19 protein-coding genes are annotated in these 14,443 nt (G+C 60.7%); 14 read left to right on the top strand and 5 right to left on the bottom strand.

The features are described from left to right. Window positions 1-9 precede the first annotated feature (9 nt). The gene (locus tag RDN59_RS01390) at window positions 10-1,668 is read right to left on the bottom strand and encodes a SpaH/EbpB family LPXTG-anchored major pilin (RefSeq protein WP_308606231.1); all 1,659 of its coding nucleotides are present in this window, start codon (window positions 1,666-1,668) and stop codon (window positions 10-12) included. On the opposite strand from RDN59_RS01390, the gene RDN59_RS01385 reads away from it, so the two are divergent. The 5 genes from RDN59_RS01385 (at window position 1,669) to RDN59_RS01365 (ending at window position 4,364) form a co-directional block, all read left to right on the top strand. Next, window positions 1,669-1,992 (top strand): hypothetical protein, encoded by a 324-nt coding sequence (locus RDN59_RS01385; RefSeq protein WP_308606230.1) that lies wholly within the window; start codon window positions 1,669-1,671, stop codon window positions 1,990-1,992. 181 nt (window positions 1,993-2,173) lie between these two features. After that, window positions 2,174-2,542, top strand: a complete 369-nt coding sequence (gene rplN, locus RDN59_RS01380; protein ID WP_070527799.1) for a 50S ribosomal protein L14 — start codon at window positions 2,174-2,176, stop codon at window positions 2,540-2,542. Window positions 2,543-2,546: 4 nt separating this feature from the next. Beyond that, complete coding sequence (gene rplX / locus RDN59_RS01375) at window positions 2,547-2,861, top strand: 50S ribosomal protein L24 (RefSeq protein WP_005527724.1); 315 nt, start codon at window positions 2,547-2,549, stop codon at window positions 2,859-2,861. 1 nt (window position 2,862) lies between these two features. Beyond that, a complete protein-coding gene (gene rplE / locus RDN59_RS01370; protein ID WP_046648471.1) occupies window positions 2,863-3,414 on the top strand; it encodes a 50S ribosomal protein L5 in 552 nt (183 codons plus the stop codon). Window positions 3,415-3,578: 164 nt separating this feature from the next. Continuing rightward, window positions 3,579-4,364, top strand: a complete 786-nt coding sequence (locus RDN59_RS01365; RefSeq protein WP_308606229.1) for a formate/nitrite transporter family protein — start codon at window positions 3,579-3,581, stop codon at window positions 4,362-4,364. On the opposite strand, the gene fdhD is transcribed toward RDN59_RS01365, so the two are convergent. Both fdhD and RDN59_RS01355 read right to left on the bottom strand, forming a co-directional pair. Beyond that, complete coding sequence (gene fdhD, locus RDN59_RS01360) at window positions 4,333-5,184, bottom strand: formate dehydrogenase accessory sulfurtransferase FdhD (RefSeq protein ID WP_308606228.1); 852 nt, start codon at window positions 5,182-5,184, stop codon at window positions 4,333-4,335. The genes RDN59_RS01365 and fdhD overlap by 32 nt on opposite strands. Further along, the gene (locus RDN59_RS01355; RefSeq protein ID WP_308606227.1) at window positions 5,181-5,429 is read right to left on the bottom strand and encodes a DUF6457 domain-containing protein; all 249 of its coding nucleotides are present in this window, start codon (window positions 5,427-5,429) and stop codon (window positions 5,181-5,183) included. The genes fdhD and RDN59_RS01355 overlap by 4 nt, the downstream gene beginning before the upstream one ends. A 310-nt stretch (window positions 5,430-5,739) precedes the next feature. Here RDN59_RS01355 and rpsH point away from each other — a divergent pair, with 310 nt between their 5' ends. Genes rpsH through rplO form a run of 6 tightly spaced genes read left to right on the top strand, consistent with a single transcriptional unit; the run spans window position 5,740 to window position 8,388 of the window. After that, on the top strand, window positions 5,740-6,123 hold the full coding sequence (gene rpsH, locus RDN59_RS01350; protein WP_049157329.1) for a 30S ribosomal protein S8: 384 nt from the start codon (window positions 5,740-5,742) through the stop codon (window positions 6,121-6,123). A gap of 14 nt (window positions 6,124-6,137) precedes the next feature. Continuing rightward, the gene (gene rplF / locus RDN59_RS01345; RefSeq protein WP_049157327.1) at window positions 6,138-6,674 is read left to right on the top strand and encodes a 50S ribosomal protein L6; all 537 of its coding nucleotides are present in this window, start codon (window positions 6,138-6,140) and stop codon (window positions 6,672-6,674) included. A 3-nt stretch (window positions 6,675-6,677) separates the two neighbouring features. Continuing rightward, window positions 6,678-7,079, top strand: a complete 402-nt coding sequence (rplR, locus tag RDN59_RS01340; RefSeq protein WP_046648465.1) for a 50S ribosomal protein L18 — start codon at window positions 6,678-6,680, stop codon at window positions 7,077-7,079. A gap of 40 nt (window positions 7,080-7,119) precedes the next feature. Then, window positions 7,120-7,746, top strand: coding sequence for a 30S ribosomal protein S5 (gene rpsE / locus RDN59_RS01335; protein WP_158397055.1), 627 nt, complete (start codon window positions 7,120-7,122; stop codon window positions 7,744-7,746). Window positions 7,747-7,749: 3 nt separating this feature from the next. Next, window positions 7,750-7,935 (top strand): 50S ribosomal protein L30, encoded by a 186-nt coding sequence (rpmD, locus tag RDN59_RS01330; RefSeq protein ID WP_010189565.1) that lies wholly within the window; start codon window positions 7,750-7,752, stop codon window positions 7,933-7,935. A 3-nt stretch (window positions 7,936-7,938) separates the two neighbouring features. Then, the gene (gene rplO, locus RDN59_RS01325) at window positions 7,939-8,388 is read left to right on the top strand and encodes a 50S ribosomal protein L15 (RefSeq protein WP_308606225.1); all 450 of its coding nucleotides are present in this window, start codon (window positions 7,939-7,941) and stop codon (window positions 8,386-8,388) included. Between the two features lie 170 nt (window positions 8,389-8,558). On the opposite strand, the gene RDN59_RS01320 is transcribed toward rplO, so the two are convergent. Both RDN59_RS01320 and RDN59_RS01315 read right to left on the bottom strand, forming a co-directional pair. Next, on the bottom strand, window positions 8,559-10,040 hold the full coding sequence (locus RDN59_RS01320) for an FAD-binding oxidoreductase (RefSeq protein WP_308606224.1): 1,482 nt from the start codon (window positions 10,038-10,040) through the stop codon (window positions 8,559-8,561). 16 nt (window positions 10,041-10,056) lie between these two features. Continuing rightward, window positions 10,057-11,364: a class I SAM-dependent methyltransferase gene (locus RDN59_RS01315; RefSeq protein ID WP_308606223.1), complete on the bottom strand. Its 1,308-nt coding sequence runs from the start codon at window positions 11,362-11,364 to the stop codon at window positions 10,057-10,059. Between the two features lie 381 nt (window positions 11,365-11,745). Between RDN59_RS01315 and secY the strand changes: the two genes are divergently transcribed. The 3 genes from secY to map are packed head-to-tail and all read left to right on the top strand — an operon-like array spanning window position 11,746 to window position 14,427. After that, a complete protein-coding gene (gene secY / locus RDN59_RS01310; protein WP_071410146.1) occupies window positions 11,746-13,071 on the top strand; it encodes a preprotein translocase subunit SecY in 1,326 nt (441 codons plus the stop codon). Beyond that, window positions 13,071-13,616 carry an adenylate kinase gene (locus RDN59_RS01305; protein WP_046648459.1) on the top strand — a complete coding sequence of 182 codons (546 nt, stop codon included), beginning with the start codon at window positions 13,071-13,073 and terminating at the stop codon, window positions 13,614-13,616. The genes secY and RDN59_RS01305 overlap by 1 nt, the downstream gene beginning before the upstream one ends. Window positions 13,617-13,632: 16 nt before the next feature. Next, a complete protein-coding gene (gene map, locus RDN59_RS01300; RefSeq protein WP_308606222.1) occupies window positions 13,633-14,427 on the top strand; it encodes a type I methionyl aminopeptidase in 795 nt (264 codons plus the stop codon). Window positions 14,428-14,443 lie beyond the last annotated feature (16 nt).

Raw genomic sequence — 14,443 nt, 5'->3', positions numbered from 1 at the left:
CGAAGTCGCTTAGGCCTTCTTGCGCGACAGGGCGATGCTGATGGCAGCCAGTGCGAGGCCAAGAGCGATGATGAGCCAGATGCCCATGCCACCGGTCAGCGGTAGGCGATCAAGGATGCCGCTGGTCTTCGCGTTCTGGATGTCGGCGGTGGCGTTGTAGCGAACCTCGTTCACCGGGGTTTCGGTGTCATCGGCTTCAACGGGAGCGGTGAAGGTCAGGAGCACAGGTGCGGAGGAAAGCGCGTATCCAGCGGGGGCCTTGGTTTCCACCAAGCAGAACTGGGTGGTGTTCTCGAAGCCCTTAATGCTGGTCCAAATGTCATCCTCGGTGCCTGCGGAATCCACGCGGTTGTAGGTGAGATCCTTGATGAGCAGGGAGCCCTGATCGCTGGTGGTCCAGGTGTCCGTAGCGTCATCCCCAGTGCCGAGCGTGAGGGCGTCGCCCACTACCTTGCCGTCGGCATCGCAGCGGTGCAGCTGGAACTCGGCACCGGCCAGCTTGGTCTGCTCATCGGCGGCATCGAGCTTGTTGACAGCAATGTCCGCGAAATTCAGGGTGGCCGGAACGGTGTCGTTGTCGCCACCGGTGGACGTACCCGGGTTGGAACCATCGCCGGGGTTCTCAGGGTCCCAGGGCTCGGAATCCGGAATCTGGTCCGGCACGGCCCAAGCAACGTTGTCGAGGGACTCTGGAATCTGATTGACGGGCGCGTCAAAAGTAACGGAAAGCTGCTTCGCCTCAACGGGATTGGTGCCGTTCAGCTCGGCCGGGTTGACCTGCACGCGCAGTACCCAGCGGCCATCGACCTGGTAGGCCTTGGTGGTGAACTGGGTGTCCTGAAGGTCGGCACCGCCGAAACTCACCTTAATGTTGGTGGGCTCGCCCAGCGCTGCGGGCAACTTATCGGTGATGGTGAAGGCCTTAGGCAGACCGGTCCCGGGCTGTGACTTGCCTTCCTCGTCCTGGGAGGGCGCGGAGACGACCGGGACGGTCGAGTCAACCTGGTACTGGATGGAATCACCCACGTGCAGGCCGGGGCCGGTGTTGTTGTCGATGATCTGGTTGATCTTCTTGGTGGGGGCTTCCGTTACCTGGTTCTTGGGGTAGACGTGCACCGTATCGAGCCAGCCATTGCCCTCTGGATGGGTCATGGGAACTGTTACCAGGAAGGGAGCGGACGGGGTCACGGCCTTGCCGTTCGAATCCACCTGGTTGGAAGGCTCCTCTACCAGGTAGAGACCCGCAGGCAGGTCGGAAAAGGTAGCGGTGCCATCGCTGCTAGTGGTCTCGGTCGTGGTCGTGCCCTTGGTGAAACCTTCAGGAAGGGCACCGTTGTCCTGGAGCTGGACGCCGGAGATGGCTGCCCAACCTGCTTGCTTCGTCAGGTCGATCGGATCGTTGCCCTTGCTCACACGCGAGACGTTGAAGGTGATGCCCACGCCCGGATCACCACCGACGGTCTTCTCGGTACCGTCGGCCTGGGTATCCTGCGGGAGGCCGAGGATCTTGTGGATCTGCAGGTTACCGGTTGCGGGAATGCCCTGGCTAACGGAGTTTGTCGGCGATACCGGCTGAGAGAGTGCAACAGGGGCGGCGCTGACGCCGCCGATGAGAAGCGACGTTGCGGCAACAGATGCGATGAGGGAACGGATGGCACGTGTGGTCATGTGACTCAGCTTTCGGGGAGAATGCGCGGTGCGCGAGAGAACTCTTGGTTTCTGTCGTCTGCATTGTATTCAAATGGCATCAGCCTGGCAATACTTAAGCACAGCTTAAAAACCACCCCTGCCAGCGTGTTATTTTCTGAAATCAGCCTGAAGAAGCGATCGACCCTTAGGGATCTGCAGGAAAATATGCAGTCTGGTGCATTAATTCACGCCGTGGGTGGCTATGAACATCTCCTTGGGGGTGAGCTGCCGCCGATCGGTGGTGCAAGCCGGTGGTGGAAGATTGACGCGACGATTTGGGGTCAAGGGAAGAGGCATGCTTGAATGTATGGGTTGCATATGGCCGGTCGGTGCAGCGCGATGCGTTTCCGAATCGCCGCACCGAGACCCTTCGACCGCTGTGAACAGCGAGTTCGTCGCACAGCCTGTGCCACGTAAGCAAGTAGACCAGGTGTGTCAAGGACGGAAATCTTGACGCACGTTAATCCAGGTCAGGAGACCCATAGTGATTCAGCAAGAATCGCGTCTGCGCGTCGCCGACAACTCCGGTGCACGAGAGATCCTCGTTATCCGCGTTCTCGGCGGCTCCGTTCGACGTTTCGCTGGCATTGGTGACATCGTCGTCGCCACTGTCAAGGAAGCCATCCCGGGTGGCAACGTAAAGGAAGGCGACATCGTCAAGGCCGTCATCGTGCGCGCCAAGAAGGAGACCCGTCGTCCGGACGGCTCCTACATCGCATTCGATGAAAACGCCGCAGTTATTCTCAAGGGTGACAACGAGCCGCGCGGTACCCGCATCTTCGGCCCGGTTGCTCGCGAACTTCGTGACAAGCGCTTCATGAAGATCGTTTCTCTCGCACCGGAGGTGATCTAGTCTTATGAAGATTCATAAGGGCGATATGGTGATCGTTATTTCGGGCCCGGACAAGGGCGCGAAGGGCAAGGTCATCGAGGCATACCCGAAGCGCGACAAGGTCCTCGTTGAGGGCGTCAACCGCGTCAAGAAGCACGTTGCTAACTCCGCTACCGAGCGTGGCGCCGAGTCCGGCGGAATCGTGACCCAGGAAGCTCCGATCCACGTGTCCAACGTTGCGATCGTTGACTCCGAGGGCAACCCGACCCGCGTGGGCTACCGTTTCGACGAAAACGGCAAGAAGGTCCGCATCGCACGTAGCAACGGGAAGGACATCTAACATGAGCGAGAACTACACTCCGCGTCTGAAGACCCGCTACCGCGAGGAAATCAAGAAGGCTCTGAACGAAGAGTTCAAGTACGACAATGTGATGCAGATTCCGGGCGTCACTAAGGTCGTTGTCAACATGGGTGTGGGCGACGCTGCCCGCGACTCCAAGATGATCAACGGCGCTCTCGAGGACCTTACCGCTATCACCGGCCAGAAGCCGCAGGTGCGTCGCGCTAAGAAGTCCATCGCTAACTTCAAGCTCCGTGAGGGCATGCCCATCGGTGCACGCGTTACCCTGCGCGGCGACCGCATGTGGGAGTTCTTGGACCGCCTGCTGACCATCGCGCTGCCGCGTATTCGCGACTTCCGCGGTCTCTCCGACCAGCAGTTCGACGGCCACGGCAACTACACCTTCGGCCTCACCGAGCAGACTATGTTCTACGAGATCGACATCGACAAGGTGGACCGCCCGCGTGGTATGGACATCACCGTCGTGACCTCCGCTACCAACGACGAGGAGGGCCGCAAGCTCCTGCGCGAGCTCGGCTTCCCGTTCAAGTAAATAGCGCTTGAATAATTCCCTCGGGACTCCGTGAAGGAGCTCCGGGGGAATTTTTGCGTCTGCGCCCTTTTTGGGGTGTCGTCTCCCCTGAGCAATGGGTATGTCTGACGTGGGGAGTAGACTACGAGCGTCTGAAAAGTCTGTGTTCCCCAGTGAGGTAAGAGATGTCCCTGAATGATGCTGCTGCGGCGGCCGTGACGAAGAAGGTCACGTTGCTCGATGAGTCCTTCGCCCGTTTCGCCGTGCGCTCCACCCTGGCGGGCGTGTACCTCGCTATCGGTACGGCTTTTGCTGCGGTGATGGGGATGGGCGTCGAAAAGCATGCGGAAGGACTAGGCTCGTTGGTCTTTGCCAGCCTCTTCGGCCTAGGCCTTTTTGCCATCGTTATCTTGGGTGCAGACTTGGCGACGGGCAACATGATGTTCATGATCTATGGCGCCGTAAAGAAACAGGTGGGGTGGGGCAAGGCGCTGTGGCTGCTGGTGGTCACGACGCTCTTTAACCTCGTTGGCGCGGTACTCTTCGCAGCGGCTATGGGCATGTCCGCCAAGTTGGGCGGCATCGACCCGAGTCACCTCATCGTTAACCTGGCGATGGGCAAGCTCACTAAGGATCCCGGCGGAATGCTGGTTGAAGCGATCTTGGCTAACTTCGTGGTCAACATGGCCATCGTCGGCGCTATCTTTGCCAAAGATATGGTGTCGAAGTTCTTCGTCATCGTGCCGATTATTGCCTGTTTTGTCGGCCTGGGGCTTGAGCACGTCATCGCGAATTTCTGCCTGATGACCTTGACCTTTTTCTGTGCCAGCCCGCTGCCCGAGGGCTTTACCCTTGGCGCAGTGCTGGCCAACTGGTCCATCGTGTGGGTGGGAAACCTCATTGGCGGCGGCTTCCTGATTGGCGGCGTGTACGCCTGGCTTAACTCCGGCCCGGAGGCGTATCGCGACTAAGTTCTCCCGAATAGAGGTTGAAGCGATCCCCTCGGGCAAAGCCCACGAGCGCCATTCCGGTCTCCCGGGCGGTTTCCACGGCCAGGGAGGAGGCGGCGGAGACTGCGACGAGCATGCCGAAGCCGGCCATAGCGGCCTTGTTGACCAGCTCGAAGCTTGCGCGCGAGCTCATCACCAGGATGAGGTCGCTGGCAGGCAGCGTGCCTTCCATGAGCAGGTGGCCAATGACCTTGTCCGCCGCGTTGTGTCTTCCGACGTCCTCGCGCACCACGACGGGCGCGCCGTCGAGAGTAAAGGCCCCAGCGGCGTGAATGCCGCCGGTCTTGCGGAACTGCTTCTGCTCCCGCTTGAGGGCCTCGGGCAGCTTGGCGACGACCCCGGGATCCACCGGCACCCGCGGAATCTCGTAGCGGCTCTGCTTCATGAGCACCTCGATGGACGAGGTGCCGCACACACCGCAGGCAGACGTGGTAGCCGTCAATCGCAGATCGGCAAGCGTGATCGCGTTGGGGTTAGCCAGCTCCACGTCGAGCAGATTATAGGGGTTGCGCCCATCCACCGAGGCGCCGGCGCAGTAGCGAGCCTCCCGGACGTCACTGACCTTCTCGATGTGTCCTTCGGAATGAAGAAAACCATGCGCCAGCTCGACGTCGTGGCCGGGCGTGCGCATGGTCGTCGTAAGCGTCTGGCCGCCGACGCGGATCTCCAGCGGCTCTTCGCCGGCGACGGTATCGCCACGGGTATCGACTTGGGTGACGTGGCCTTCCTCATCGAGGCGCACCTTGGTCACAGCGAAGGTGGCGTTGACGCGCCCGCTCATCGGTTGAGGGCCTCCTTCAAGGTGGCAATGTGCGCGCGGGCCTCATCGGTGTCCTTGGACGCGAGCCCCACCAGGTAAGCGGTTAGGGGAGCGGCCGGACGGGATTGGGTATGGGCCACGTCTTTGGTGAGGTCAAGCAGCTCTGTGACGAGGGCGGTGGCGTCGGCCGGGGACACGTCGATAAGCTCGGCGGCCTCTTGGAGCCACTGGTGTGCCGTGCGGATGGGGTCTTGTTCTTCACTCATAACCAACTATGCTAACGCGTTTTGGAAAACAGCATGTCAACGGGTAGAGTAAGCCGACGGACTTGCATTTTTCCACTCCTGCGCCGCGAAAACAGCACAGGAGGTGCGGAAACGTGCCAAGCCGGAAGAATTGAACACATCTACTTTGTTGTAGGCCCCTCGCCGTAGATAGCGGACCGTTGTCTGTATCAAAGGGTGGCGAGCGCCTCGCGGTATTGACCGCGGGGAGCGTGAGTAGCCCGAAATCACACGGAAAACGCTTTGGTGAGCATTACGGGAACCGCAACGAGAAAGGTTACAGGTCACTCATATGACTATGACTGATCCTATTGCCGACATGCTGTCGCGCGTGCGCAACGCATCTAATGCGCACCACGACGTCGTGTCGATGCCGACCTCCAAGATCAAGGCGAACATCGCTGAGATCTTGAAGCAGGAAGGCTACATCGCTGACTACTCCGTCGAGGGCCACGAGCTGACCCTCGAGCTTAAGTACAACAACCGTGAGCGTTCCCTCTCGGGTCTGCGTCGCGTGTCTAAGCCGGGTCTGCGTGTGTACGCAAAGTCCACCGAACTGCCGCAGGTTCTGGGCGGCCTGGGCGTGGCCATCATCTCCACGTCTCAGGGTCTGCTTACCGACCGTCAGGCTCAGGAGAAGGGTGTAGGCGGAGAAGTTCTCGCCTACGTCTGGTAAGGGAGGATTGACACATGTCTCGTATCGGTCTAGCACCTATCGCCGTCCCGAAGGGCGTCGAGATCACCATCAACGGCCAGGTTGTCAACGTCAAGGGTTCCAAGGGCACCCTCGAGGTTGAGCTGCCGGAGCCGATCACCGCAGCCGTCGAGGACGACGAGATCAAGGTCTCCCGTCCGGATGACGACCGCAAGAACCGCGCCCTGCACGGTCTATCCCGCTCCCTGGTCAACAACGCCGTTGTTGGCGTGACCGAGGGCTACACCAAGAAGATGGAAATCTTCGGTGTCGGTTACCGTGTCCAGCAGAAGGGTAAGGACCTGGAGTTCTCTCTGGGCTACTCCCACCCGATCCTCATCGAGGCTCCGGAGGGCATCACCTTCGCTGTGGATGGCGCAACCAAGCTCTCCGTATCTGGTATTGACAAGCAACTGGTTGGACAGGTCGCTGCGTACATTCGCCGCCTGCGTAAGGACGATCCTTACAAGGGCAAGGGTATTCGCTACGACGGCGAGCAGGTCCGCCGCAAGGTCGGAAAGACGGGTAAGTAAGCAATGGCTAACACTGAAAACGCAAAGCGCACCCCGGTTGGCAAGGACATTTCCTCGCGTCGTCGTGAAGCACGCGCGCGCCGCCACTTCCGCATCCGTAAGACCCTCCGCGGCACCCCTGAGGCACCGCGTCTGGTCGTTCACCGCTCCTCCCGCCACATGCACGTTCAGGTCATCGACGACCTGGCCGGCCACACCCTGGCTGCAGCTTCCTCCATGGAAGCCGACGTGCGTGCACTCGAGGGCGATAAGAAGGCCAAGGCTGCCAAGGTAGGCCAGCTCATCGCTGAGCGCGCCAAGGCCGCTGGCATCGAGCAGGTCGTCTTCGACCGTGCAGGCTACAAGTACCACGGCCGCGTTGCTGCGCTGGCCGACGCCGCTCGCGAAGGTGGTCTGCAGTTCTAATGATTAAGGCATACGGAAACATCAACGGAAGGAACGCCTAATGTCGGACCGTGAACAGCGTGACGGCGGACGCTCCGCCGAGAACAACAACGACCGTAAGGGTCGCAACAACGGCCGTCGTAACGACCGCCGCAACCACCAGGACAACGAGCGCGATAAGTACATCGAGCGCGTTGTGACCATCAACCGCGTCGCTAAGACCGTTAAGGGTGGCCGCAACATGTCCTTCACCGCTCTCGTCGTCGTCGGCGACGGCCAGGGCATGGTGGGCGTCGGCTACGGCAAAGCCAAGGAAGTCCCGGCCGCAATCCAGAAGGGTGCAGAAGAGGCTCGCAAGAACTTCTTCCGCGTTCCGATGATTGCTGGCACCATTACCCACCCGGTTGAGGGTCGCGACGCAGCTGGCATCGTCATGATGAAGCCGGCCGCTCCGGGTACCGGTGTCATCGCCGGCGGTGCTGCTCGTCCGGTGCTTGAGTGCGCTGGTGTGCAGGACATTCTGTCGAAGTCCCTGGGCTCCGACAACGCTCTCAATGTCGTCCGCGCTACCGTGGACGGCCTCAAGCAGCTGGTTCGTCCGGAGGAAGTTGCTGCACGTCGTGGCAAGTCCCTCGAGGACGTCGCACCGGCCCAGATGCTGCGCAAGCGCGCAGGTCAGGAGGCATAAGCAATGGCTCTGAAGATTACTCAGGTAAAGGGCCTTGTGGGCACCAAGCCGAACCACCGCGCAAACATGGAGTCGCTTGGTCTCAAGCGCATCGGTCACTCTGTAGTTAAGCAGGACACCCCGATCATCCGCGGTATGGTTCACAAGGTGCGTCACCTGGTCACCGTCGAAGAAGTGGCAGGGGAGTAAACCATGGCTGATATCATCAAGCTCCACGACCTGCGCCCGGCCGCAGGATCCAACAAGCCCAAGACCCGCGTCGGCCGCGGTGAGGCATCCAAGGGTAAGACCGCTGGTCGCGGTACCAAGGGCACCGGAGCTCGTAAGCAGGTACCAGCTGCTTTCGAGGGTGGCCAGATGCCGATTCACATGCGTCTGCCGAAGCTTAAGGGCTTCAAGAACCCGAACCACGTTGAGTACCAGGTAGTCAACGTTGCAGACCTCGCAGAGGCTTTCGCTGACGGTGGCGACGTCACCGTTGCAGACATCGTCGCTGCTGGCCTGGTTCGCAAGAACCAGCCGGTCAAGGTTCTGGGCAACGGCGACATCAACGTTAAGTTGAACGTCACCGCTGACAAGTTCTCCAAGTCTGCTGTCGAGAAGATCGAGGCTGCTGGCGGCACCGCCACCGCAACCAAGTAATTCTCTTACAGGCTCTGTGAGAGCCACCGCCCTCCCGCGGCGCCACCTTTCGGTGGCCTTCGGTAGGGCTTTGGCGTGTTCGGGGCAGCCCCGGGCCGCAAAAGGCATCTCTCAAAAGGTATTAATGCCTTTTGGGAGAAACCTTATGGCATGGAAAGTATGTGGGGCCGTTAGGCGTCGTTGACCGTCTTCTCGTAGAGACCCGGGAAGCGGTCGTCGGGGTCGGTCACGGCTTTGATGCGCTCTGGCAGGTCACCGCCGTAGAGCTCGGCGAATTGCTCGGGGGAGTAGAAGGCCTCTGAGTACAACGACTTGTGCCCACCTAACTCGCTGACTTTAGCCTCGATGACGCGGTTAAAGGCACCATTGCCCGGGGCAGAAGGGTCGACGTGATCGCCTTCCACGCCCGACCAAAAGCCCACGTTGATCCAGGTCTGTCCTGGGCGGAGGGGGTATAGCGGCCACGGGGCAGGGGAATCGGCGGCGAGCGAGCCAGTACCGATGAGGTCTTCGACGCCCTCGCGCAGCCGAATCGGGCACAGCCACACCGGTTGGATGTCGGAGGCGTGGAAAAACCAATCCAAGAACTCCGGCAGATTGTCCGGTGTGACCTCGATGTCCTGCACCACGCGCTCGCCGCGGGGCAGGCCCTTCGGCTTCTTGATGAAGTTGTACTCCAACTCGTACTTGCGGTCCAAACGCACGAGCTTCCAGTAGAAGGAGCTGCGACGCAGCTGTCGCGGCCACACCCTGCGCACACCTGGGTTCTGCGCGCCGAACGCGCGCGAGCACCAGAACCAATCCGTGTCCCAGCGCCAGATGTAGTCTCGCACCGTGAGACGGTCGCGTCGGATGCCACGGGCGTGCTGAAGGCTGCGGTAGAAAATCTTCTCCCGCGTGTAGTCCGAGGTTGGTCCCTCCTCGTCGGTGAAACGGGCCATGACGAGGTATGACTCCTCCGGTGAGAAGACCACGCCATCGAGGCCGTGGACCTCGACGTCGTCGTAGGTGCGGGTGCGGGAGACGTCGTCAAGCGTGCGCGCCAAAGACTCGAAGTCGCGGAAGCGCACCTCCCGCAGCTCCACATAGGGTTTCACCGCGCGCAGCTCAATTTTGAGGCGCACCGCATAGCCCAAGGAACCATAGGAGTTGGGGAAGAGGCGAAAGAGATCGACGTTTTCCTCGCGCGAGCACGTGAGAATCTCGCCCGTGCCGGTCAGGATATCCATCTCCAGGACGGATTCATGCGGGAGTCCATCGCGAAAGCTGGTGGACTCCACCCCCATGCCCGTCACGGCGCCGCCCAGCGTAATGGTCTTGAGCTGTGGCACAACAAAGGGCATGAGGCCGTGCGGCAGAGTGGCGTCGACGAGGTCCTCGTAGGTGCACATCCCCTGGACCTCGGCGGTCTGCGCGATGGGATCGACCTCAATCACACCACCCAGCCCGGACACGTCGAGGCCCGCCTGCTGCCCGCTACGCCCGCGGAACAGGTTCGAGGTCTTCTTCGCCAAACGTACGCGCTTATCTTTCGGCACCGTGTGGAAGCTACGCAGGAGCTTGTCGACGCCCTCCTCATGCGCCTTCCAGCCCACCGGCGGGACCTCTATTGCGTCGACGTTGCGATGATTGCGGATGAAATCGATCAACATAGAACTCCTTTGAGAATTAGAAGCGCGAATCTTCCCACCAGCGGCGCTCGGGCACGCCGGCGCGGGAGCCGGCATTTCCCAGTTTGACGCCCAAGAAGTGGTACAGGTTGATGATGTTGTGCTCGAAGCCCCACTCGGAGCCGGCCATGTAGATGGCCCACAGGCGGGCAGTGGGAAGGCCCACTAGCGAGCAGGCCTCCTCCCAGTTCTCCTTGAGGTTTTGGCACCAATCATGCAGCGTGCGCATGTAGTCGAAGCGGAGGGATTCCGTGTGGACGACCTCGAAGCCGGCATCCTGCATGGACTTGGTAATGGTGCCGGATCCGGAAAGCTCGCCATCGGGGAAGATGTAGCGGTCGATGAACCCGCCCTTCGGCGTCTTGTGGTTATCCGGGTAGGTGATGCAGTGGTTGAGCATGAGGCCGCCCGGCTTGAGCTTGCCGTGGAGGAAGCTGAAGAAGTCCGGGTAGTTCTTGACTCCGATGTGCTCCAGCAGTCCAATGGCGGAGATGGCGTCGAAGCCTACCTCGGTGACGTCGCGGTAGTCCAGGAAGCGGATCTCTGCGAGGTCTTCTAGGCCCTCTTGCTTGATCTTGGCCTGGCCCCACTCTGCCTGTTCCTTGGACAAGGTCACACCGAGTGACTTCACACCGCGTTTGGCGGCGTAGCGCACCATGCCGCCCCAGCCACAGCCGACGTCCAAGTGGCGGTCGCCTTCCTTGAGCCGCAGCTTGTCGAAGATGAGGCGGTACTTGTTTTCCTGGGCCCCATCCAGCGTGGCGTCGGGGGAGGGGTAGTAGGCGCAGGTATATGTCATCGAGTCGCCGAGGAAGAGCTCGTAGAAGTCGTTGCCCACGTCATAGTGGTCGGAGATGACCTCGGCGTCGCGCTCCTTGGAGTGTTTGGACAGACCCTCGTGGAGTTTGCGGCGCAGCCACGAGGCGCGCTCGACGTCGGGGACCGGCTGGATTTGAAAAGCACCCATCGAAGCCAAGGAACGCGCGACGCGAGCAAGGGTTTTCGCGTCTGGGCGGCAGAACTTGTCATACATGGCGTGCAGCGCATCGAAGATGCCGTAGGGGTGTGCCGGGTGTTCCCCCTCGACGGTGATCCCGTCGGTGACATAGGCGCGGGCAAAGCCAACATCGCCCGGGTGTGTGGCAATGTAGGCTAGGCCCTGCAGGTTATTAATTTTGACGGTGAACTGCGCGTCGGCTGGGCCGGTTGCGGAACCGTCGAAAGCTTCCCAGCGGAAGGGGTTGGGGCTGGGAACGAAGGTATCGATGATCTCAGCCACGGTCATTGGGGAGAATCGCTTACTCATAAAACTACATACTACTTTCGGATCAAGGTTAGGCAGATAGAAGACGGCCTTGCTCTGAGACGCCCCGGGACGCCGCTTGAGAGGTCGAAAAGACGTAGAAATCTTGTAAGGACATTGCCTTAGGGCAACACGGGCCATGGTAGGCCCAATGCGTTGATGGCGCTAAGGAGGAAACTAATCCGACAAGGATAAGCCTGGTTTTCGCGGGGCCAATGTGGCGAAAGGGGGTGGGACTGGTAGGGTAATGGGGTCGAAACTGTCCAACCGTTCCTATGAAGGACCTTAAGAGGGTTCTTATCTATTAGGAACAGATGAGATCCACCCCCGTGCGCGGCGAATTCGAACCGCACAGCAAGCGCGGTAGGCCAGGAGGATTGAGTAGTGTCCGCCATTTTGCAGGCTTTCAAAGATGCCGACCTGCGGAAGAAGATCATCTTCACTCTCGTGATGATTATTCTCTACCGCGTTGGCGCGCAGATCCCGTCGCCGGGCGTTGATTACGCCACCATCGCCGGCCGTCTTCGTGACCTCACGGAGGAGTCCGGCAACCTGTACTCGGTGATCAACCTGTTCTCCGGTGGTGCGCTGCTGCAGCTATCTATCTTCGCCATCGGCATCATGCCGTACATTACGGCGTCCATTATCGTGCAGCTGCTCACCGTGGTTATTCCACACTTCGAGCAGTTGAAGAAGGAGGGTCAGTCCGGTCAGGCGAAGATGACGCAATACACGCGTTACCTCACCCTTGCGCTGGCCCTGCTGCAGTCCGCAGGCATCGTGGCCTTGGCGGACCGCGAGCAGCTTCTGGGCCAGGGCGTGCGCGTCTTGGCGGAGGACCGCAACTTCTTCACCCTCGTCGTGCTCGTTATCACCATGACCTCTGGTGCGGTCCTGGTGATGTGGATGGGTGAGCTGATTACGGAGAAGGGAATCGGCAACGGTATGTCGCTGCTGATTTTCGCCGGTATTGCCACGCGCCTTCCTACCGACGGTGTCAACATCTTCCAGAACAATGGCGGTCTGGTCTTCGCCATGGTTCTCACGGGCCTCATCGTTCTCGTCGCGGGCATTACCTTCATCGAGCAGGGTCAGCGCCGTATCCCGGTGCAGTACGCCAAGCGCATGGTGGGCCGCCGTCAGTACGGTGGTTCTTCAACCTACCTGCCGCTGAAGGTCAACCAGGCCGGCGTTATCCCTGTCATCTTCGCCTCCTCGCTGATCTACATGCCGGTGCTCATCACCCAGATTGTCAACTCCGGCTCCCCGGGAGTCTCCGATAACTGGTGGCAGCGCAACGTCATTGCTCACCTGCAATCACCGAGTTCCTGGCAGTACATCGTTCTCTACTTTGTGCTCACCATCTTCTTCTCCTACTTCTACGTGTCGGTTCAGTACGACCCTGCGGAACAGGCCGACAACATGAAGAAGTATGGTGGATTCATCCCGGGTATCCGCCCGGGGCGACCGACCGCCGAGTACCTAGGCTTCGTGATGAACCGCCTGCTGTTCGTCGGTTCGATCTACCTCGCGGTTATCGCCGTCCTTCCGAATATCCTCCTGGATCTCGGAGTGGGCACTGCAGGTGCCAGCGGCACCTCCGCCTTCGGTGGTACCGCCATCCTCATTATGGTCTCGGTTGCCCTGACCACGGTCAAGCAAATCGAGTCCCAGCTTCTACAATCCAACTACGAAGGACTGCTTAAGTAATGCGTTACGTACTCCTTGGCCCTCCCGGTGCCGGCAAGGGCACCCAAGCCGCCCTCCTCAGCGAGAAGCTCGGCGTTCCGCACATCTCCACCGGTGACCTCTTCCGCGCCAACATTGGTGAGGGCACCCCGCTCGGTGTAGAGGCCAAGTCCTACATCGACGCTGGCAAGCTGGTGCCGACCGACGTCACCGCCCGCATGGTAGAGGACCGCCTTAACCAGGATGATGCCAAGGAAGGTTTCCTCCTCGACGGCTTCCCACGCACCGTGGAGCAGGCCGACATCCTAGCGAAGCTCCTCGACGACAAGGGCCTGAAGCTCGATGGCGTGCTGAACTTTGAGGTGTCTGAGGACGTCGTTGTCGAGCGTATGCTCGCCCGCGGCCGCGCAGACGACACCGAGGAGACCATCCGCACCCGCCTGGGCGTCTACCGCGAGGAGACCTTCCCGCTTATTGAGCACTACGGCGACGCCATCATCTCCGTGAAGGCTGAGGGGTCCGTTGAGGAGATCAACGAGCGCACCCTGAAGGCCATGGGCAAGTAATCTGCCTTTTTAAGCCATGGCTTTTCGACGACGCACTAAAATCATCCCCGCCCGCACCCCAGGAGAGCTCGATGCCATGCAGGCGGCCGGCGAGATCGTCGGCCGCGCCTTGCAGGCGGTACGCGCCGCCGCCGCGGTGGGCGTGAGCACGCTGGAACTCGATGAGGTGGCCGAGCAGACCATCCGCGATGCCGGTGCCGTGCCCACCTTCAAGGGCTACGGCGGGTTCCCCGGTTCCATCTGCGCCTCCGTGAACGACGTCATCGTCCACGGCATCCCGAGTAAGGAAATGCTGCTGGCTGAGGGGGACCTTGTTTCCATCGACTGTGGTGCCACGCTCGACGGCTGGGTGGGGGATAGTGCGTGGACGTTTGGCGTCGGCAAGCCCAGCGCCGAAGCGCAGGCGCTGAGCGACGCCACCGAATGGGTCCTCCACGAGGGGCTTAAAGCGATGGTTCCGGGCAACCGGCTGACCGACGTCTCCGCTGCCCTCGAGCAGGCGACCTACCGTGCCGAGGATAAATTCGGCGTCGAGCTCTTTATCGTCGATGGCTACGGCGGCCACGGCATCGGCCGAGAGATGCACGAGGAGCCCTACTTGGCCAACGAAGGCAAGGCAGGGCGCGGTCCCCTCATTCAGGAAGGTTCTGTGTTGGCCATTGAGCCGATGCTGACCCTGGGTACTGAGGACAGCGAGGTCCTCGAGGATGACTGGACCGTGGTAACCCTCGATGGCTCGTGGTCGGCGCACTGGGAACACACCGTCGCGGCGACGGAGAATGGTCCCCGAATCCTGACCCCGCGCTACTAAAATACGTCTCTCGGGT

The organism is uncultured Corynebacterium sp. (genome assembly GCF_902489365.1).
Taxonomy (GTDB): Bacteria; Actinomycetota; Actinomycetes; order Mycobacteriales; family Mycobacteriaceae; genus Corynebacterium.
The sequence above is the reverse complement of the archived record's forward strand: the minus strand, read 5'-3'. Positions and strand labels throughout refer to the sequence as shown.